This window comes from Clostridium swellfunianum, from assembly GCF_023656515.1.
GTDB lineage: Bacteria > Bacillota > Clostridia > Clostridiales > Clostridiaceae > Clostridium_AT > Clostridium_AT swellfunianum.
The window spans coordinates 4305348-4324125 of sequence record NZ_JAMOFV010000006.1 but is presented as its reverse complement, the minus strand read 5'-3'; the positions used below and the strand labels follow the sequence as shown (position 1 = coordinate 4324125).

Here is an 18778-nt window from a genome sequence, read left to right as displayed (position 1 = left end):
ATAAAGTTTTGCGAGCAGGCTTTGTTTTACTTGTTTGTAACAGCTATACTAATATCTTTTGAAATGCTTGTTCCATCTATTGAGGTAACCTTAAGAGTTACTTTTAATGAATTTGCTGTGAGTTTATTAGAGCCATTAGGGCTTCTTAGTAAACCTGAGGCAGAAATTGAAGCATTGCGATCATTAAAAACATTCCATTCAACGGATTTAAGCTTTACATTCTGCGGAGTAGCATTATAGGATAACTGTAGGCTTCCTTTATTCCTTTTTATAGAAGTTCCATCATTTGCAACTATTGATAACGCTGTTATTGCAGTTGGAGCACTAGGTGAAGCTGTGGTTACAGTGTATGTAGCCAATTTACCTGAACCATCATTTGCAGCTGCAGTGACAACTATTGGTATTCCGCTAGCAGCAGAGGCGGTTGTTTTTAGCAAGCCGCTATCTTTATCAATGGTTGCTACTGAAGTATTATTTACCGACCAAGTTACAGTTTTAATGGAAGCCTCTAAAGGATTCACAGAACTCGAAAGCTGAAGGGTTCCACCACCAGTTGGTATAGTCGAAGATGGGGCTGAAATATTTACCGATGTTACAGGTATAAATGCTGCAGGCTGCTCTTTAGTAAAGCTTATTGCATATGAGGGGCTTAAACCTTGAATTATGTTATTGCCAAGATTAAGTGCTATAACAGAACTATCGACAGAAAAATCTTCGCCTTTTAGTGTGCTGCTTATTTTAAAATAAACAGTTTGGTGGTCTTGCTGCTGAAATTCTATGTTTGTTGATATTCCGCCAGAAGAATTAATAATTGTTTTATAAACTCCATTTGAATAGTGAATTAAAGAACCAGTTGAAGAATCTATGTAAATATACTCTGTATCGGAATCTAAATCAGCTGGTTTAGCAGGTAATAACTCAACCTCTCCGCTAAATCTAAGCTGCTTTGTTACATAATCAGCGGCTAGTCTTAAGGTAGATTGAACGTCTGATTTTTTAATTCCCTTGCTGAAAGTATTATTGGCGAATATATTCATAGAAAAAGTCATAGCAATTACTAGCGAAACTATGGCCAAGGTGATTATTAATTCTATAAGCGTAATTCCTGAATTTTTTATCGACGCAATATTGCGTTTAATAAGCAAGCAACATACACCTTCTTTTGTTTTTTATTTTAATCTACAGTGAAAGAGGTTAGTTTTTTTGTTTGATTACCTGAGCTATAGTCAATATCAACGGTTCTGCCAGTTACTTGGTATGATTTATCACCAAATTTGAGCTGAACAGTAGTGCTTGGGGTTCCGCTAATTGGTTTTTCAGAAATACTATTCTCCATTTTATATTGTGCTTCATAGTGCGACGTGCTAGCTCGTCCTGATTTGAATATTTCAGATAAACTAGTAGAAAACATAGATAAAAAGGCTACGCTAATTATGCCTAATATCCCTATAGAAATAACTATTTCTATTAAAGTTAACCCCTTTTGGGTTCGAGACTTTATCTTTTTATCAGTGCAATTAAATCTATTCTTTTTATAAAGCATAAATTTGAGGCCTCCTTCAATAAAGCCTAATTCCATATTACTGAATTAGTTATGACTGTTTCTGTTTTTGAATCTGTATAAGAGTTATCCATGTAGTCTGTATTATCGGTATCAGGTATTTCAGTAAGCTTTGTTTCTATATCATTTTGATTTTTTAAAACAACATTGTCGGGAAAGTAATAACCCTTGCCTTTAATGTACACAACTCCCCATATTCCTCCTTCGGGTCTTGATATACCTTGACCAGCGGGAACCTTAAGATTTATATCACCTTTTCCATCATTTGAAAAGATAATTCCTCCACTAAAGGAAATAGCTTTAGAAATAAGCGTTATTCTATTATGAAGAACTTGTACTTCACTTGTAAACACCATTTTGTAAGCATCATAGGTTACAGAAGGTGAGTTTTTATTTGGAATCTTTATACCTTTTCCTTTTTTAGCTTCAAATTTTATAGTTTTAGTTTTATCAGCCAAGCTGTGATACCCTGTAATAATTTGCCCGCTGTTAAAGTCATACCACCCCTGGTTATGACCCAATAGTACTTCGGATGGTGCTACTGGAACTGTAACTTGAGTTGTTGTTGGCGTAATGGTTGCTGTAACAGTTTGAGCTACATTACCTACAGTGCCTATAGCTTTTATAACTGTATTTCCATTTTCCTGGCTGACAGATACATCAAATTTACGAACTATACCTTCGGGCATAGTAGATACAAACTGATTTGAACTGTTTAAATAAACAGTTTGAGCTATCCCTTCTGGCTTTCCTGAGGATGAAGGGTTTGGATTTTCCCAAGCACTTAATGCAGCTTCAGCCCCTGAACGGGCAAGATAATAAGCTTGCATTTTTTTCTCCTCCTGAGATGCTTCTTTTGCTTGAGCAAGACTAACATTAAGTATGCTTGTCCCTAGTATCGCCATAACAGCCATAACTAATATAACCATCACAAGAGCAGCCCCTTTTTTCTTTTTAACCCCCATAAAATCACTCCCATAAACTAGTACTTATTATTGAAATTGTATTAATTTCAATAGTTCTCTATTGAAATATGATATCATATTTGCAAGTATATTCCAATATCAGTAAAAGAAGATTGATATATTATTTACTCAATAATAGCAATTTAATTGAGTGAAAATGCAACAATATGGTATAATTTGTATAGTGTTGGTGATATATAGCGCCACCTAAAAGGAGGTACACTTAATTTTGGTTAGTATGTTTATAGCTTCATATGTGTTTATAATAGGTTTGCTTCTTGGAAGCTTTTTTAATGTATGTATCTATAGAATTCCAAGGGAGGAATCAGTAGCCTTTCCGCCTTCTCATTGTACAAGCTGCAATACTAGACTTAAGCCTTTAGATTTAATACCGGTATTAAGTTACATATTTCTTAGAGGAAAATGCAGATACTGCGGAGAAAGGATTTCACCACGATACGCAATTATAGAATTAACTACAGCAATAATATTTTTAAAGTTATATGCAGAATATGGATTAGGCTTTGAGTTCATCAAGTATGCGGTGCTTTCTTGTTTTCTAATAGTAATAGGAATGATAGATTACGACACTACAGATGTGTATACTAAGACTACAATGTCAGCTATAATTATCGGAATAATATTTGTTGCTATAGGTGGATACCTAGGATATGGTATAAAAACTTCTCTTTTAGGAGCTGTACTCGGTGGCGGAGTTATTTCGCTAATAATACTATTAACTAGGGGAATGGGCTGGGGAGATGTGGAGATATGCCTTTTATGTGGATTATATCTTGGCTTTTACAGCACTATCTTACTGCTTTTTCTTTCATTCGTTTTAGGAGGAGCTATAGGAGCGTTATTAATTATAACCAAAGTTAAGTCAAAAAAGGATTACATTCCATTTGGACCATTTATAGCTATATCAGCTATAATTGTAATGATGTTTGGAAATAAAATTATAAATTGGTACTTATCATTTCTTAGTTGACAAAATTAAAATCATTCATTACAATTAAATAAATTAAATATTGCATTTTTCATTCATATATCCCCTGAATATGGCAGGGAGTCTCTACCGGAAGCCGTAAATTTCCGACTATGGGTGATTTCAAGTTATGCATTAGGTGCATACTGATTTCACTTATGGTTTTTTGAGTGGAGTTAGTATGCTTTTGTTTTTTGTAAATTTAAATAAGGGAGATGGGAGCATGGCAAAAATTATTAAACAAGCTTATACATTTGATGATGTACTTTTGGTTCCAAACAGGTCTGAGGTGCTGCCAAAGGAAGTGAATCTAAGTACTAACTTAACTAAGAAAATTAAGATTAATATTCCGCTTATGAGTGCCGGAATGGATACTGTCACTGAATCAAAAATGGCTATAGCAATTGCAAGAGAAGGCGGAATAGGAATAATACACAAGAATATGAGTATAGAAAGACAAGCTGCCGAAGTAGACAGGGTTAAAAGGCAGGAAAATGGAGTTATAACAGATCCATTTTCTTTAGCACCAGATAATACCATTGAGGATGCACTTGCCTTAATGAGCAAGTACAGAATATCCGGAGTGCCTGTAACTGTAGAGGGGAAACTTGTTGGTATAATAACCAATAGAGATATAGTTTTTGAGAAGGACTATTCTAAAAAGATAAAAGAAGTTATGACTAAGGAAGGTCTTATTACAGCTCATGAGGGGACAACTATTGATGAAGCTAAGGAGATATTAAAGCAGCATAAGATAGAAAAACTTCCATTAGTAGATGAACATAGCTATCTTAGAGGCCTTATTACAATAAAGGATATTGAAAAGGCAATACAATTTCCAAATGCGGCAAAGGATTCTAGAGGAAGACTTTTGTGTGGTGCTGCAGTAGGAGTAACTGCAGACATGATGGATAGAGTAGAAGCGTTGGTTAAAGCTGGTGTTGATGTTATAACTATTGATACTGCTCATGGCCATTCAAGAGGAGTAATGGAAGCAGTTAGAAGTATAAAAGAAATTTATCCAGAGCTTCAGATTATAGCAGGAAATATAGCAACTGCTGAAGCTTGTAAAGATTTAATTCTTGCAGGAGCTGACTGTATTAAGGTAGGAATTGGACCAGGCTCCATATGTACTACAAGAGTTGTAGCAGGTGTTGGAGTGCCTCAACTTACCGCGGTTATGGATTGTGTAGAGGAAGCTGAAAAATATGGTGTACCAGTTATAGCTGATGGAGGAATAAAATACTCAGGTGATGTAGTAAAAGCTCTTGCTGCTGGCGCCAAGGTTGTTATGATGGGTTCTATGTTTGCAGGCTGTGAAGAATCCCCAGGAGAAACTGAGGTTTACCAAGGAAGAAGCTATAAGGTATATAGAGGCATGGGCTCCCTTGGAGCAATGGCTAACGGAAGCAAGGACAGATATTTTCAAGAAGGCGCTAAAAAACTAGTACCAGAAGGAATAGAAGGAAGAGTTCCTTATAAGGGCTTCGTAGCAGAAACCTTATATCAATTGCTTGGCGGTCTCCGTTCAGGAATGGGCTACTTAGGCGCAAGAACTTTAGAGGAACTTTATAATACAGCAACCTTTGTAGTTCAAACAGCTTCAGGTTTAAGAGAGAGTCATCCTCATGATGTTGTTATAACAAAGGAAGCACCGAACTACAGCATAAACTAATTTATACTGTGCATTAAGAATTTTATTACAAGCAACAAGTTAAGAATATAAAAATTTAAAAAGTTAACTTTTTATAGAGCTGACAGCTAGAGCAGCAGGGCTGTGGCAACTTTATACTACAGGAGGAAGCAATGAATAAAGAAATGATTTTAATAGTTGACTTTGGCGGTCAATACAATCAACTTATAGCAAGAAGAGTAAGAGAGTGTGGAGTATACTGCGAGATCATTCCATATACTTATACTTTAGATAAGATAAAGGAAAAAAATCCAAAAGGAATAATATTTACTGGTGGTCCAAACAGTGTATATGAAGAAGGAGCACCTAGAATTGATAAGGAAGTCTTCAATTTAAATGTTCCGGTATTAGGCATTTGCTATGGACATCAGCTTATGACTTACTCCTTAGGTGGAGAGGTTAAGAGCGCAAAAGTAAGAGAGTACGGAAAGACTGAAATTGCTTTAAATAATAATGATTTATTCAGTGGTTTATCGGAAAAAGAAAGCTGCTGGATGAGCCATACGGATTATGTATCAACTCTTCCAGAAGGCTTTAAGTTGATTGCAAGTACAGAAGGCTGTGAGATAGCTGCTATGGCCAATGATGAAAGAAAACTGTACGGAGTTCAGTTCCATCCAGAAGTTGAGCACACTCCTTTTGGTCAGGAAATGATTAAAAACTTTTTATATAATATCTGCAAGGTTGAAGGCGATTGGTCTATGGCTTCCTTTGCTGAAGAAAAAATTGCAGCTATAAAAGAACTAGTTGGAGATAGAAAAGTGCTTTGCGCTTTATCTGGTGGAGTAGATTCCTCCGTTGCTGCAGTTATGGTACACAAAGCAATAGGTAAGCAGCTCACTTGCGTATTTGTTGATCACGGTCTTTTAAGAAAAGATGAGGGTGATCAAGTTGAAGAGATTTTTAGAAAACAATTTGATATGAACCTCATAAGAGTTAATGCACAAGAAAGATTTTTGGGAAAGCTTAAAGGCGTTAGCGATCCTGAGAGAAAGAGAAAGATAATTGGTGAAGAGTTTATAAGAGTGTTTGAGGAAGAATCTAATAAGCTTGGTCAGATAGATTTTCTTGTTCAGGGAACTATATATCCTGATGTAGTTGAAAGCGGTACTGGAACCTCAGCAGTTATTAAAAGCCACCACAATGTAGGTGGTCTTCCAGAAGACATGAATTTATCACTTATCGAGCCTCTAAGGGAATTATTCAAGGATGAGGTTAGAAGAGTTGGAGAAGAGCTTGGAATTCCACATAACTTAGTATGGAGACAGCCATTCCCAGGCCCAGGCTTAGCAATAAGAGTTTTAGGAGAAGTTACAGAAGAAAAGCTTCATATTGTTAGAGAGGCGGATGCTATATTTAGAGAAGAAGTAGCTTTAAACGGACTTGAGGGCAAGATTTGGCAGTACTTTGCCTGCCTTCCTAATATTCAGTCAGTAGGAGTAATGGGAGATGAGAGAACCTATTCTCATACAATAGCACTTAGAGCAGTTACAAGCTCCGATGGAATGACTTCAGATTGGGCTAGAATACCATATGAGGTGTTAGATAAGGTTTCTCGAAGAATAGTTAACGAGGTTAAGGGAGTAAATCGTATTGTTTATGACATAACTTCAAAGCCACCTTCAACTATTGAGTGGGAATAATATTTTAAAATTTTGCAGCACTTCCATAACCTTGGGAGTGCTGTTTTGTATAAATCAAAGATGCGCAGCAGAAACTAAATCATATGTAAAAATTAAACCTACATATAGGGTTTTAAATTCAACTATTAACTTACACATGCCCTAAAAAGGCTTAAAGATGCCTATTTTATGGCATGTATAAGTTTAATTTCATAGTTAAAATCCTATAGAATATATTGGGCAACTTTTTAATAAATATTGATTTATTTACTTTAATAGGATAAAATTTCATTTAGGTTAAAACTATAGCAATTCAAAATGTTAGATATTTTATTTATATAAGGAGGTTCACTATGTCAAATAAATTAAGCTTGGATTTAAGCAAGGTTAAACCATTTTTAAACGATAATGAAGTTTCATACTTACAGCCAATGGTAACTGAAGCTCATAATATGCTTCATAATGGAACTGGAGCTGGAAGTGACTTTTTAGGATGGGTTGACCTTCCTGTAAATTATGATAAAGATGAATTTTCAAGAATTCAAAAGGCAGCTGAAAAAATAAAAAACAATTCAGATATTCTTATAGTTATAGGTATCGGTGGTTCTTATCTTGGAGCAAGAGCTGCAATAGAAAGCCTTTCACATAGCTTTTATAACAATCTTCCAAAAGCTAAAAGAGGAACACCTCAAATATTCTTTGTTGGAAACAACATAAGTTCTACATATGTTACAGATTTACTTGAAGCTATCGACGGCTTAGATATATCAGTTAATGTTATTTCTAAATCAGGTACAACTACAGAGCCAGCTGTTGCTTTTAGAATTTTCAAGGATTACGTTGAGAAGAAATATGGCAAGGAAGGCGCTAAGGAAAGAATATTTGCTACAACTGACAAAGCAAAAGGAGCCTTAAAGTCATTAGCTGATGCAGAAGGCTACGAAACTTTTGTTATTCCAGACGATGTTGGAGGAAGATATTCAGTTTTAACTGCTGTTGGACTTCTTCCTATAGCTGTTGCTGGAATTAACATTGAAGAGCTTATGAAGGGTGCTGCTGATGCAAGACAAGATCTTAGTAATCCAAATTTAAGCGAAAATGATGCCTACAAATATGCTGCAGCTAGAAATGCACTATATAGAAAGGGTAAAGTTACAGAGATATTAGTTAACTACGAGCCAGCTTTACACTTCTTTAATGAATGGTGGAAGCAGCTTTATGGAGAAAGTGAAGGCAAGGACAATAAAGGCATATTCCCAGCAGCTGTTGATTTTTCAACAGATCTTCACTCAATGGGACAATATATTCAAGAAGGACTAAGAAATATATTTGAAACAGTTATAAATGTTGAAAAAGCAAAAAAAGAAGTTACTATTGAAGAGAGTGCTGAAAATATAGATGGATTAAACTTCTTAGCAGGAAAAACTATGGATTTTGTAAACAAGAAGGCTTTCCAAGGTACAGTGCTTGCACATAATGATGGAGGAGTTCCAAACATAATAGTTAACCTTCCAGAATTAACACCATATCATTTTGGCTATGCTGTTTACTTCTTCGAAAAAGCTTGTGGGATAAGCGGATACATAAATGGAGTAAACCCATTTGATCAGCCAGGAGTTGAAGCATATAAGAAAAATATGTTTGCTTTACTTGGAAAACCTGGATTTGAAGACATGAAGGCTGAACTTGAAAAGAGATTATAATGAGGATTATAGTAGATGCTGACGCATGTCCAGGCAAAGATATTATAGAAAAACTGGGAAAAGAGCACGGGCTTGAGATTATAATGTATTGCGATATAAACCATGTTCTGAATAGTGATTACTCAATTATAAAGTATATGGATAGTGGGTTTCAAAGCGTTGATATGGCTGTTGCTAATGAAGCCAAGCAAAATGACATAGTAGTAAGCCAGGACTTTGGGGTTGCTGCTATGGTACTTGGGAAAAAAGCTTTTGCAATAAGTCCTAAGGGCTATATTTATACTAATGATAATATTGATAAGCTTCTTTTTGAAAGACACATTTCTGCAAAGGTTAGAAGAGGAGGAGGCAAGACCTCCAATCCAAAGAAAAGAAGCAAGGAAGATGACGAGAGGCTTTATACCAACTTGCTTAAGCTTATAAAACAAGGCCATTTAATCATATGAATGTATAACCATGTAACCATTTAGCCATATAACCATTTATAGAATCCATGCGGGTTTTAAAATTATTTTGATAATAAAACAAGGATATATAAAGCTTAAGCTTTATATATCCTTGTTTTACATTTGATTAATACCAGTCATAATGAGGTCTTGGTCTAGGTCTTCTTCTCCTTCTGCGCCTTCTGCCAATTAGTTCACCAAGGAGAAGTACACCTATTAAATCTCTAATGGCATTCCTTCTTCCATAGCGTCTAATTCTCTTATCATCGTCATCATCTTCATCACCGCAGTCATCATCCAAATCTTCTTCAACTTGTTTGTAAATTTTATCGCACATTTCATCTACATGATGCTTTTCAGGGCAGTGCATTGTTCCATGCATCTGCTCATGCATATCGCAGTGATGAGCAATAAGGGGCATTATTTTAATATATATTCTCGGATACATCATCTTTAGCTGCTCTTCACCCATATCCATTTCCATCATTGGTTGCTGCATCATAGGCTGCATATTCATGTCTTGCATCATCATACAGTTCATACAAGGTGTCCATCCATTATTTTCCACAGTTTACCTCCAATTTAATTAATTATGCACACAATACATGTTATGTAATTCAGATGGCTATTGACACTTGTGATTAATTTTTTATAAAAAAAAAGCCTCAGATTTCCCGAGGCTTATCATATATGGTTGCTATAGAAATTTTTATTATTCACCTATATATGATGCTCATGCTTATATCTTCAATTTCTATAGAATGCCCTGTAAAGCCTCTTAGCACTTCAGTACCAATATTGTTTTTATCCGCCGCAAGCTTCCAATTGCCTTCTGGAATTTTAATGATTGATGCTTCTCTATTAGCGTTGTAGATAACAATTATATCCTTCCAGGTGTCATTGTTAGCATAATTTTTAAGCATAAAACCAACAACATTTCTAGGTAAATTAGGTAAAAACTCAAGATGTTTTTTTATTTGCTCAACACTGTTCATTCTAAAGGCGCTATGCTCTCTTCTTAATTTTATAAGACCTTTATAATATTCCACTACGTCAATAAATTCTGCTTTTCTGCTCCAATCCATCCAATTTACTTTATCTTCTGAGCGAACGCTATCCTCAATGCCGTATTTGGTTCGGCAAAATTCAACTCCTGAATGAATAAAAGGTATTCCTTGTGAGGTTATAACTATGGCATTTGAGAGCTTTTGCATTTCCTTTCTAGTTTCTATGCTGTCTTCACCTGTTGAAAGCTCTAATTTATCCCAAAGCGTATTGTTATCGTGAGCTGAAACATAGTTTATTGCTTGATCAGGAGTTTGGAATAAAGATGATCCTTTTCCTGAATAATCTGTACAGCCAGTAACGCAGTAACTTATTATTTCTTCCATATTCTCCTGGCCGCTTGCAAAGCCTCTTTCCTCATGGATAAATACACTTCCTCTTACTGCATTTCTAATAGTATCATTGAAATGTCCTATATGAGGCATCTTGTTTGAATTAAGCTGATTAGCCTTTAACTCATCATTAAGCATAGTATTTAGAATCCAGCCCTCACCGTAAAGCATAATAGGTCTTCCCAAGGTGTTAAGCTTTTCTCTTACAGCATTTAATGAAGTAACATCATGAAGTCCCATAAGATCAACGCGGAAACCGTCAAGATGATATTCTTTAGCCCAATAGTATACAGAGTCTACTATAAATCTTCTAAACATAGCACGTTCTGAAGCAGTATCATTAGAACAGCCGCTTCCATTTGAAGGTTTTCCATCCTCAAGGAATCTAAAGTAATAGCCTGGGAAAATTCTTTCAAGATTTTCTGTTTCAAGGTTAAATACGTGATTATAAACTACATCCATATTCACTGACAAACCTTTTTCATGCAAGGTTTTTATAAGAATTTTGAGCTCTAAAATTCTTGAAATAGGGTCATATGGATTTGTTGAATAACTGCCCTCAGGTACATTATAATTTTGAGGATCATAACCCCAGTTATACTTTGCAGAGTTTCTTTCATCGGTGCTTACATAGCTGAAGTCATATATAGGCATAAGCTGTACATGGGTTACCCCAAGTTCTAATATGTGAGATAAGCCTGTAGATAATCCAGTGCTTGATTTTGTATTTTCTTCTGCAAGTCCTAGGAATTTTCCCTTGTTTTCGATTCCGCTGCCTGGATGAATTGATATATCTCTTATAGAAGTTTCGTATATGATAGCATCTGTAAAATTATTTAATTGCGGTGAAAGATCGTCTTCAAAGCAGGAAGGATTTGTGTCCTTTAAATCTATTACCGCACCTCTAAGACCATTGATACCTACAGCTTTTGTATATGGATCAACAGCTTCATTAGTACTTCCGTATACATTTACTTCATATGTATAAAAGAAGCCATTTAGAGCTTGATCAACAGTAATACTCCAAAGACCATTATTTTCAAGCATTTCAAGCTTTCTAGGCTCTTCTTTTTTATTAGGATCGCCATTTTTATATAGAAGTAAGCTTATGCTTGAAGCAGCAGGGGACCAAACGCTGAAGGTTGTTCTTTCAGGGCTATAGGTACAGCCTAGTTCTGCAGATGTAAAATATCTTTTGTTAAATACCTCTGAGGTGAATATTTCTCTGTATATTGCTTTGATTTTAATATTCTCATATTGAATAAAGCATTCATGTTTAATATCAATTTCCTCATCAAGCAGTAAAACTGTGGAGTTGTTATCTGAGAGGGCGGCAACAGCTTTGATATTTCTATCACCGTTTATGATATTAAATGAATGGATTTCGCTTTTAAAAGATTCTTTATGAATCAATTTTATTTTATTAAATTCTAAAACAACTGCATTAAACATAAAAACATACCCCTTTCTGTGCAAACGTTGCACCAAAGATTATATACTATTATTATACTATTTTAAAGTATTTTTAGTGGGAACTAGTATTAAGTATTAATTATTTATAAAAAGGTCTATAACAAATTATGGAATTATAGTATAATGTATTATGAGGCATATTACAAACAGGGGATGAGAATTTGATGAACGAAATAAATATAGTTTTTGATTTACAAAGTCCGCAGGAAAAAGATAAGCCTATTAATATTGCTATAGAAGAAAAGCCAAAAGAGGAGCTTTTATATAAATTCATAGTTGGCAGTGATGGAACTTGGGAAACCTTGAAAGATTTTAGTGAGGACTACAGTGTAAGGTGGTTTCCTAAGAAGGAAGGCAAGTATACAATAATGGTACAAGCCAAGAGTTCCAATAGTACAAAGTCCTTTGACTATGTTTCAAGGGCTGATTATATTATAGGCGAAGAGGAAGAAAAATTAATTAAGAATATTCATATAGATAAGGAGAAGCTTACTGTTGGAGAAAAATTAAACTTGATTGTAGAAGTAAGTAAAGCTCCTTGCGTATTTAGATACTGGATTAAGGAAAGAGATAATTGGGAACTTATAAAGGACTATAGCGCGGATAATAATTTGATTTGGAGCATTAAAGATTCGGGAGAGCATGAAATACTAGTTGAATGTAAGACTCTTGATTCGAAAGACAAATTCGATGATTTCCATAAGGTGAAGTTTCAGGTAGAAGAAATAAAGAAGCTTGAGATAATAGATTTTAAGACTTTAGCATCGGACATGCTTGTTGATGCAGAACTTATATTTCAGGTAGAAGCAGCTCATGAAGATAACAGAATGGTATTATACAAGTTTATAAAAATAGATTCTGACGGAAATGCCAGCTGTATTCAAGACTACTCGACAAAGAAGATAGTTAGTTTTGTAGAAAATACTCCTGGCGATTATAAGCTTTTGTGCCTAGCTAAAGATATGTATTCTCAAAAGGAATATGATGATAGAGCTCTTATAAGCTATAAGGTAAAGCCTTATAAGGATATAGTTATAAAAAGCTTTGCTGCTGATTTAAATTCTCCACAGGTTTGTGAAACAGCTGTAACTCTTAAGGCAGTTGTCAGTGGCGGAAAAGAACTTTTATACAGATTTAAGATTGATGGTAATTACGGTGAAGATTCAGGCTATACAAGAAATAATACATATGTATGGAATACAAGGAAATCCGGAGATTACAAAATTGAGCTTTTAGTTAAAGATGCTTCCTTTGAGGGAAATCATGAGTGCTTTGCTGCAATGGATTTTAAAATTGAGGAGCAATGCAATGACCCGGTTATTATAAATGAAGTTGTTCTAGATAAGAACAACAAGCTTATAAAGGGAGAAATCCTAAATATTAAGGTTATTGCTAGCGGGGGAGCAGATTTACGATACAGCTTTATAGAGAGTAAAAACGGAAAGATAACAAATAAGGTTGATTATGGAACCTGCAATTGGGTTAACTTTACCGGGAACGAGAAGGGGAATTATGAACTGGAAGTAAGAGTTAAGGATAAGTACTCTAACAGGGAATATGATAGCCATTCTATAGTACATATTGAAGTGTTCAACTATATGCCAGCAGTTATAGAGCATGTTTTATCTGCTGTAAGGGAAAATCATATAGTTGGGGATGCTGTGTCCTATAATGTCATTACTCAAAATACTAAGCAGACTCTTGTAAAGTATGTGCTTAGTATTAATGGGCAGAAGGTAGAGGAAACTGATTTCGTTAAAGATAAAAAATATGTATTCACTCCTAAATGCAGCGGTCTATATACTTTGGAGTTTTACGCCAAAAATGAAGAGAGTGAAAAAGAATTTGATGTTAAGAAGGAAATTAGACTCAAGATTCATGATGCACTACCGATAACTAATACAAAGATACATTGTGATAACACAAAACTGGAAGTAAACAAAGGGGTAACCTTTACTGTAACTTCTGAGGGCGGCAAGGATGTGCTTTATCAGTTTTATCTTATGAATAAAGGAGAATGGAACTTAATTCAAGATTACAGCAAGAAGGACTATTACAGCTTCATACCATTTTCTAAAGGAACTTATAGAATATTAGCTCTAAGTAAAAGCAGCTTAAAAAAAGGTGCTTATGAGGATTATGATTTGCTTGAGTTTGTTGTTGAGTAGTAGGAAGATAAGCATATAATTGCTATTGAAAATAATGTCGAAGTATAAGATAATTAATTCATTAAACCATATGGGAGTGGAAAAATTGAAGGTAGAAAATAATGTGGAAAAATTTATGCAGATGCAATTAATGACACAGCTCTTTAAAAGCATAGTAGGAGAAAAGTCCTCTTCCTTTCAGATGGTTATGGAAAGTTTAACAAAAGCTATGCAGGATGGCCAAGGCGGTTTAGACATGTTAGGCTTTACCCAGGAGGATTTGTCAAAGCTAGGCTATGGTGGTGGACAATCCTTAGAGAGTATGGCTGCTAGCCTTAAGGGCGAAGTTGACAGTGATATAACCAGTAACAACCTTACAGTTGATGAAGCAGTAGAAAAAGCCTCAAAGAAGTATGGAGTTGAGAGGAAGCTTATATTAGCAGTTATAAAGCAGGAATCAGACTTTAATCCAGATGCTAAATCTGGGGCAGGAGCTATGGGGCTTATGCAGCTTATGCCAGGTACTGCAAAGTCATTAGGAGTTACAAATGCATATGATATTGAGCAGAATATAGAGGGTGGAACGAAGTATCTTAGAAAGCTTTTAGATATGTATGGAGATTCGAAGGAGTTAGCTTTAGCTGCTTATAATGCAGGTCCAGGTGCTGTGGCAAAATATAAAGGAATACCAAACTACAAAGAAACTCAAAACTATGTCAGAAAAGTAATGCAGAGCTATAATAAGTAACAGTCCTATATGGGCTGTTTTTATTTTGCTCGTAAGGTTATAATATGAATAGAAAGTGAGGGTATACAAATGGAAAGACTAGATAAGGTATTAGCTAACTTAGGTTATGGAAGCAGAAAAGAGGTTAAAGCTCTTGTTAAAAATAAAGAGGTTTTGATTGATGGAGAAATTGCTGTAGATAGCTCAATGCAAATTGATCCTGAAAAAAGTGAAATAATTGTAGCAGGTGAAAAGGTAAATTACAGGCAATTTATATACCTTCTTATGAATAAGCCTGCAGGGGTAGTATCTGCAACCTTTGACAAATTTGATGAAACTGTTATTGATTTAATTGATGATGAGTACAAGGTTTTTGAGCCATTTCCTGTAGGAAGACTTGATAAGGATACTGTTGGTTTCTTGCTTGTAACAAATGATGGAGAACTTAATCATAGACTTATATCTCCAAAGTGGCATGTTGATAAGGTTTATTATGCTGAAATAGATAAAAAAGTAGAGGAAAGCGATATAAAAGCTTTTGAAAGTGGGATAACTTTAGATGATGGCTATAAATGCATGCCTGCAAAACTTGAAATTTTGTCTGCAGATGACAATGGTTCTGAGGTAAGGGTTACCATACAAGAAGGAAAATTCCATCAAGTTAAAAGAATGTTTAACAGTGTTGGTAAGAATGTAGTTTATTTAAAGAGAATTAGCTTTGGGCCTTTGTCGCTTCCTGAAGACTTAGACGAGGGACAATACCGAGAATTAACGGAAAAGGAAATAGAATTACTCAAAAAAGTTTAATTATATTATAAAAAGTAACAAAATAAACAAATGAAGCTTAAAATGAATGAATTATATTCATTTAACATATAGTTTACAATTTAATTTGCAAAAAAGCCTTGTTTTTTTTCAGACAATCTTATATAATAATTTTGCAAGGATAAATAAAAAGAATTAAATAGCCCCCTTTTTATTTATTAAAACAGCCCCGCCCCAAGGGCTGTTTTTATTTTTTGTGAATATAGTTGTTTAAAATACATGTTAGGAAATTATAGGCTTCTGTATATTTTATAGCTTCAAGTATAGTCTATATATCAGGGGGATTTAACGCAGTAAATAAGTAATTGAAAATATATAAATAATTGTATAGAATAATAAAGTAAAAAATGCTAAAATAATATTAAGTAAACGTTTTAAATTGGGGCATCTATTATTATAAGTACATATACGGGAGGATAAAAAATGGGAGATTTTAAATCAAAGCTTGAAAGTGAAGAAATGAACTTTCTTTGCGAGGCTGTGTTGAGTTTAAAAACTAGAGAGGAAGTTTATAGATTCTTTGAAGATATATGCACAATAAATGAAATTAAGGATTTGGCTCAGAGGCTTGAGGTAGCAAAAATGCTTAAGCAAAAGAGAACATACTTGGATATAGCAAGTACCACTGGGGCAAGTACAGCTACTATAAGCCGAGTAAACAGATGCTTAAATTATGGAAGTGACGGATATAATCTCGTATTTGAAAGAATAAATTGGAGAGAAAAATAAAAGGTACACCTCTAAGTAAAAACTTAGAGGTGTTTTTGTTATATAAACGGAAAAATATGATATAATGAAAGGTATGTAAACAGAACTGATGTTTATGTTGCTTAAGTAGAAAATAACGAAAATTTTGAGTGCAGTATAGGAATACAGGAGGCACGAAGATTGATAATCTTTGTGTACAGTATAAGGAATACAGGAGGGTAACGATGGATTTACAGAAGCTTTTAAATAAGGAACAATATGAAGCGGCAACTTCTATTAATGGACCACTTTTGATACTTGCTGGTGCAGGTTCAGGTAAAACGAGAGTGCTGACTTATAGAATAGCACATATGATTAATGATTTAGGGGTATACCCTTCTCAAGTTTTAGCAATTACTTTTACTAACAAAGCAGCTCAAGAGATGAAGGAGAGAGTTAGGGCTCTTGTTGGAGATGAAGTTGACAATATGTGGGTATCAACCTTCCACTCAAGCTGTGTTAGAATTTTAAGACGTGAAATAGATAAGCTTGGATATAACAAGAATTTTGTTATTTATGATACATCTGACCAAAAAACCCTTATTAAGCAGTGTATGAAGGAACTCAGCATAAATGAAAAGGATCTTGAAGATAAGGAGATTATAAATAAAATTGGCGATGCTAAGGATAATATGATAAGCCCTGAGAGGTATAAAAGAGAAAATGAACATAACTTCAGGCTAAATAAAGTTGCTGATGTATATGCTCTTTATCAGAAAAGGCTTAAAGCAAATAATGCCTTAGATTTTGATGATATAATTTTTAAAACTGTTCAGCTTTTTAAAGAGCACAAAGATGTTCTTGAGTTTTATCAAAGAAAATTTAGATATATTATGGTAGACGAATATCAGGATACAAATATGACTCAGTATGAGCTGGTAAGGCTTTTATCTGCCGGTCACAGAAATATTTGCGTTGTTGGTGATGATGATCAATGTATATACGAGTGGAGAGGTGCTAACATTAGAAATATCCTGGATTTTGAAAAAGATTATCCAGAAGCTAAGGTTATTAAGCTTGAACAGAATTATAGATCTAAAGGAAATATATTAGATGCAGCTAACAATGTAATAAAAAATAATTACGAAAGAAAAGATAAGGTTCTAAGAACTACAAACGAAAATGGAGAAAAAATAAAAATTTATAGAGCTTTTTCAGATAATGATGAAAGCGATTTTGTTGTATCAGAAATAAAGAGAATAATTAAAGAAGAGGATAGAAGGTTTAGTGATTTTGCTATACTTTATAGAACAAATGCTCAATCTCGTATATTTGAAGATAGCTTTATTAAAGGAGATATTCCTTATAGACTTATAGGAGGACATAAATTCTACGACAGAAAGGAAATTAAGGATATTCTTGCGTACTTAAGGTTAATAAACAATCCATTGGATGATATAAGTCTTCAAAGAATCATTAATGTGCCTAAGAGAAGTATTGGAGAAACAACTGTTGCTAAAATTCAAGAAGTTGCAAATAATAATGAGGAACCGCTTTACAGTACAATTTTAGATATTGAGTATGTACCAGGACTTACAGCACGAACTATAGCTTCCATTAATAAGTTTACTAGCCTTATTAATGGTTTTATCAGGAGAAAGGATGAAATGGGAGTTTCGGAGCTTATTGAAATTATACTTGATGAAACAGGCTATATGAATGAGCTTAAAAAATCTAATGATATTGAAGACCAAAGCAGAATAGAAAACCTTAAGGAATTAGTATCTGCAGCGGTTGAATTTGAACAATCAAATGAAGAAACTTCTCTTGCTGATTTCTTAGAAAAGGTTACCCTTGTTTCTGATATAGACAATTTTGATGAAACTGCAGACAGTGTTGTGCTTATGACTCTTCACAGCGCTAAAGGCTTGGAGTTTCCAGTAGTATTCATGGTAGGTATGGAAAACGGAATATTCCCAGGAAAGGGAGCTTTGAATAATGACAAGGAGATGCAGGAATCTAGAAGACTTTGTTATGTTGGCATAACTAGAGCAAAGGAACAGCTTTATATGACTGCTGCAGAAATTAGAAGAGTATTCGGAAGAACAGAAGCGCATACCCCTTCAGATTTTTTAAATGAAATTCCTGGGGGCTTAAAAGAGTATGTAGGTGGGAAGAGCTACAGCAAAGGATTTAGCGGCAATCAAAGTGCTCCCGCAAGAGGCAGTATAAACGGAATCTTTGGAAACAGCGGACCTTGTAGAACTGTTGGAGCAGGTGCCCAAGCGTACAATTTAAATAGTGTAGCAGCCACTAGTAATCAAAGTTCTGGAAAGACACTTACAGCATCAGAAGCAACCCTAGGAAGAAAGATAAAACACTCAAAATTTGGAGTTGGAACAATAGTAAGTGTATCAAAGGATGGAAGTGATGTTAAGCTAACTATTGCTTTTGATACGCAAGGAATTAAAAACTTCATGCTAGGTCTAGCACCGCTTGAATTAGTATAGGATAGAATTAAAGTACGAAATGAGTTTAATAAAT

The 18778-nt window shown here is 34.5% G+C and carries 15 protein-coding genes and 1 riboswitch; of the genes, 10 read left to right on the top strand and 5 right to left on the bottom strand.

Annotated elements, in window-relative coordinates; all coding sequences use genetic code 11:
- Window positions 1-26: 26 nt before the first annotated feature.
- The 3 genes from NBE98_RS20550 to NBE98_RS20540 are packed head-to-tail and all read right to left on the bottom strand — an operon-like array spanning window position 27 to window position 2526.
- The gene (locus tag NBE98_RS20550) at window positions 27-1145 is read right to left on the bottom strand and encodes an Ig-like domain-containing protein (protein ID WP_250816869.1); all 1119 of its coding nucleotides are present in this window, start codon (window positions 1143-1145) and stop codon (window positions 27-29) included.
- 29 nt (window positions 1146-1174) lie between these two features.
- A complete protein-coding gene (locus tag NBE98_RS20545; protein ID WP_250816868.1) occupies window positions 1175-1543 on the bottom strand; it encodes a prepilin-type N-terminal cleavage/methylation domain-containing protein in 369 nt (122 codons plus the stop codon).
- Between the two features lie 26 nt (window positions 1544-1569).
- Complete coding sequence (locus tag NBE98_RS20540) at window positions 1570-2526, bottom strand: pilus assembly PilX N-terminal domain-containing protein (RefSeq protein WP_250816867.1); 957 nt, start codon at window positions 2524-2526, stop codon at window positions 1570-1572.
- 238 nt (window positions 2527-2764) lie between these two features.
- Between NBE98_RS20540 and NBE98_RS20535 the strand changes: the two genes are divergently transcribed.
- The 5 genes from NBE98_RS20535 (at window position 2765) to NBE98_RS20515 (ending at window position 8978) form a co-directional block, all read left to right on the top strand.
- A complete protein-coding gene (locus NBE98_RS20535) occupies window positions 2765-3517 on the top strand; it encodes a prepilin peptidase (protein ID WP_250817646.1) in 753 nt (250 codons plus the stop codon).
- 33 nt (window positions 3518-3550) lie between these two features.
- Window positions 3551-3648, top strand: a riboswitch (purine riboswitch).
- Between the two features lie 89 nt (window positions 3649-3737).
- Window positions 3738-5189: an IMP dehydrogenase gene (gene guaB / locus NBE98_RS20530; protein WP_250816866.1), complete on the top strand. Its 1452-nt coding sequence runs from the start codon at window positions 3738-3740 to the stop codon at window positions 5187-5189.
- Between the two features lie 131 nt (window positions 5190-5320).
- Window positions 5321-6850, top strand: coding sequence for a glutamine-hydrolyzing GMP synthase (guaA, locus tag NBE98_RS20525; protein WP_250816865.1), 1530 nt, complete (start codon window positions 5321-5323; stop codon window positions 6848-6850).
- A 332-nt stretch (window positions 6851-7182) separates the two neighbouring features.
- Window positions 7183-8532 carry a glucose-6-phosphate isomerase gene (locus NBE98_RS20520; RefSeq protein WP_250816864.1) on the top strand — a complete coding sequence of 450 codons (1350 nt, stop codon included), beginning with the start codon at window positions 7183-7185 and terminating at the stop codon, window positions 8530-8532.
- The gene (locus tag NBE98_RS20515; protein WP_250816863.1) at window positions 8532-8978 is read left to right on the top strand and encodes a YaiI/YqxD family protein; all 447 of its coding nucleotides are present in this window, start codon (window positions 8532-8534) and stop codon (window positions 8976-8978) included. The genes NBE98_RS20520 and NBE98_RS20515 overlap by 1 nt, the downstream gene beginning before the upstream one ends.
- Before the next feature lie 127 nt (window positions 8979-9105).
- Here the strand turns inward: NBE98_RS20515 and NBE98_RS20510 are convergent, their stop codons facing one another.
- Together NBE98_RS20510 and pulA are read right to left on the bottom strand one after the other, a co-directional pair.
- Window positions 9106-9546 carry a hypothetical protein gene (locus tag NBE98_RS20510; RefSeq protein ID WP_250816862.1) on the bottom strand — a complete coding sequence of 147 codons (441 nt, stop codon included), beginning with the start codon at window positions 9544-9546 and terminating at the stop codon, window positions 9106-9108.
- Window positions 9547-9694: 148 nt separating this feature from the next.
- Window positions 9695-11827 (bottom strand): type I pullulanase, encoded by a 2133-nt coding sequence (pulA, locus tag NBE98_RS20505; protein WP_250816861.1) that lies wholly within the window; start codon window positions 11825-11827, stop codon window positions 9695-9697.
- A gap of 185 nt (window positions 11828-12012) precedes the next feature.
- Between pulA and NBE98_RS20500 the strand changes: the two genes are divergently transcribed.
- The 5 genes from NBE98_RS20500 (at window position 12013) to pcrA (ending at window position 18744) form a co-directional block, all read left to right on the top strand.
- Window positions 12013-14016 (top strand): triple tyrosine motif-containing protein, encoded by a 2004-nt coding sequence (locus NBE98_RS20500; protein ID WP_250816860.1) that lies wholly within the window; start codon window positions 12013-12015, stop codon window positions 14014-14016.
- Between the two features lie 70 nt (window positions 14017-14086).
- Window positions 14087-14743, top strand: coding sequence for a lytic transglycosylase domain-containing protein (locus NBE98_RS20495; RefSeq protein WP_250817645.1), 657 nt, complete (start codon window positions 14087-14089; stop codon window positions 14741-14743).
- Between the two features lie 69 nt (window positions 14744-14812).
- Window positions 14813-15529, top strand: coding sequence for a pseudouridine synthase (locus tag NBE98_RS20490; protein ID WP_250816859.1), 717 nt, complete (start codon window positions 14813-14815; stop codon window positions 15527-15529).
- Window positions 15530-15970: 441 nt separating this feature from the next.
- On the top strand, window positions 15971-16276 hold the full coding sequence (locus NBE98_RS20485; protein ID WP_250816858.1) for a YerC/YecD family TrpR-related protein: 306 nt from the start codon (window positions 15971-15973) through the stop codon (window positions 16274-16276).
- A 203-nt stretch (window positions 16277-16479) separates the two neighbouring features.
- Window positions 16480-18744, top strand: coding sequence for a DNA helicase PcrA (gene pcrA / locus NBE98_RS20480; RefSeq protein ID WP_250816857.1), 2265 nt, complete (start codon window positions 16480-16482; stop codon window positions 18742-18744).
- Window positions 18745-18778 lie beyond the last annotated feature (34 nt).

Bases quoted from the DNA above. Each gene is read 5' to 3' on its own strand.
- NBE98_RS20540 (WP_250816867.1), bottom strand. From the start codon at position 2,526: ATGGGGGTTAAAAAGAAAAAAGGGGCTGCTCTTGTGATGGTTATATTA.
- NBE98_RS20490 (WP_250816859.1), top strand. From the start codon at position 14,813: ATGGAAAGACTAGATAAGGTATTAGCTAACTTAGGTTATGGAAGCAGA.
- NBE98_RS20545 (WP_250816868.1), bottom strand. From the start codon at position 1,543: ATGCTTTATAAAAAGAATAGATTTAATTGCACTGATAAAAAGATAAAG.
- NBE98_RS20535 (WP_250817646.1), top strand. From the start codon at position 2,765: ATGTTTATAGCTTCATATGTGTTTATAATAGGTTTGCTTCTTGGAAGC.
- NBE98_RS20515 (WP_250816863.1), top strand. From the start codon at position 8,532: ATGAGGATTATAGTAGATGCTGACGCATGTCCAGGCAAAGATATTATA.
- NBE98_RS20485 (WP_250816858.1), top strand. From the start codon at position 15,971: ATGGGAGATTTTAAATCAAAGCTTGAAAGTGAAGAAATGAACTTTCTT.
- guaA (WP_250816865.1), top strand. From the start codon at position 5,321: ATGAATAAAGAAATGATTTTAATAGTTGACTTTGGCGGTCAATACAAT.
- NBE98_RS20500 (WP_250816860.1), top strand. From the start codon at position 12,013: ATGAACGAAATAAATATAGTTTTTGATTTACAAAGTCCGCAGGAAAAA.
- pulA (WP_250816861.1), bottom strand. From the start codon at position 11,827: ATGTTTAATGCAGTTGTTTTAGAATTTAATAAAATAAAATTGATTCAT.
- guaB (WP_250816866.1), top strand. From the start codon at position 3,738: ATGGCAAAAATTATTAAACAAGCTTATACATTTGATGATGTACTTTTG.
- NBE98_RS20495 (WP_250817645.1), top strand. From the start codon at position 14,087: ATGGGAGTGGAAAAATTGAAGGTAGAAAATAATGTGGAAAAATTTATG.
- pcrA (WP_250816857.1), top strand. From the start codon at position 16,480: ATGGATTTACAGAAGCTTTTAAATAAGGAACAATATGAAGCGGCAACT.
- NBE98_RS20520 (WP_250816864.1), top strand. From the start codon at position 7,183: ATGTCAAATAAATTAAGCTTGGATTTAAGCAAGGTTAAACCATTTTTA.